This is a genomic window from Glaciihabitans sp. GrIS 2.15, assembly GCF_035984695.1.
Taxonomy (GTDB): Bacteria; Actinomycetota; Actinomycetes; order Actinomycetales; family Microbacteriaceae; genus Lacisediminihabitans.
Genome location: NZ_JAXCHU010000035.1, coordinates 1 through 1330, shown reverse-complemented (window position 1 = coordinate 1330; position 1330 = coordinate 1). Strand labels below are relative to the sequence as shown.

General features: G+C 57.9%; 2 protein-coding genes. One reads left to right on the top strand and one right to left on the bottom strand.

Going from position 1 to position 1330, the window contains the following annotated elements:
* Window positions 1-123 precede the first annotated feature (123 nt).
* Complete coding sequence (locus tag RCH11_RS18080) at window positions 124-306, top strand: hypothetical protein (protein ID WP_327058416.1); 183 nt, start codon at window positions 124-126, stop codon at window positions 304-306.
* Between the two features lie 268 nt (window positions 307-574).
* Here RCH11_RS18080 and RCH11_RS18075 read toward each other — a convergent pair whose 3' ends face one another.
* Entirely contained in the window at window positions 575-964 is a 390-nt protein-coding gene (locus tag RCH11_RS18075) for a hypothetical protein (protein WP_327058415.1), read from the bottom strand.
* Between the last annotated feature and the right edge of the window lie 366 nt (window positions 965-1330).

The window sequence follows — 1330 nt, the reverse complement described above, 5'->3', positions numbered from 1 at the left end:
CGGACGATCAATGCGACAGATCGGAAGTCGATCGGGCCGACCCGGACATCGCCGGCTAGGTGTCACTCAGGAACGGTGGATTCAACTGGTCGTCGTAACACCTTGTGATTATGGAGGTGTGCGGTGGCCCTCGAAGGTCTGACCGCTTTGATCGGCAGCGTCGGCGATGCGTACGACAGGGCTGCCGCGGAGACCGTGATGGGGCTCTTCAAAAACGGAGCGATCCGCAACGGATCTCCCTTCCAAACCGGCTCCCACACGACCCTCGCGGACGTTGAGGAGACCACATTCGACTGGGTGACCTAGTACAACAACGACCGCTTCCACCGCTTCCTCGGAGATCTTCCACCCAAGGAATATGAGCGTCACTCCTACGCTCCAACTATCGGCCCATCAACGGTGAAACCGCCAACAAAACGGCGAGATGAATGCCGGTTCACTTTTACTCCTATCGACGTCAGGAGCTTTCGTAGAAATCAACTGCCCGTCAACTTTCAGGCTATTTGAGAGTGTTGCGGTCATGTGCATACCTACTGCATGAATGTCGGATGTGACGACTTCTTCAATTGAAACGTTACGAAGAAGGGATACCGGGGTTAGGTCGGCGGGCGAGAATCCCGACCCGCCCGATCCAATCTTCATACCCGGCAATAGTGAACAGGGACCGGTCAGCCATCGCCATCTCCGGCAACCGGCAATAGCGGAGAATCTCCGCCACAGCTCTCCGTTTAGAAACCACTTGAGCACGAACGATGAGACTCCCGCCCGCGACACTCGCGACGATGATGATAACGAGGGCAATCGACGCATCTGTACCAGCCACGCGCAGGTAACGCATGACCGCTCCAACTAGCGCGAAAATGACAACCCATACAAATATGGACAGCCGCCAATAGATGTAGCGATAGCGCAATCGTGCGCCCCGTACTCCGATCCGTTCAACCCATTTAGCCTCGGACGACACTGCGACCTCCCTCTCCGGCGGTAAGTTCGCCGATTGCTGCTGCCCCGCTGCCAATATCGATCCCCGCAAAACCAACCCCGAACAGGGCCGAACCCGCGGAACTAGTCCAAGCCTGCACACCCCGGAAAAGCACCGATGAACCCAAGTCTTCCGCGAAACCCGCTACACCGAGCGCGGCGGCGATGCATACCTGTTCGTCTTGATGGAAAACACAACCGGGGCCATCGGCCGCAATGCCCAGTCCATTCAACACGCGACCGGCCACGGTAAACCCCGACGTCGCGGTATCGGCCGCGACCGTCACCGTTGTAATTTCGGTTGTCGCCACGCATGCCCTTGCGGCGGTTTCTACCGCCCTGTCTATCG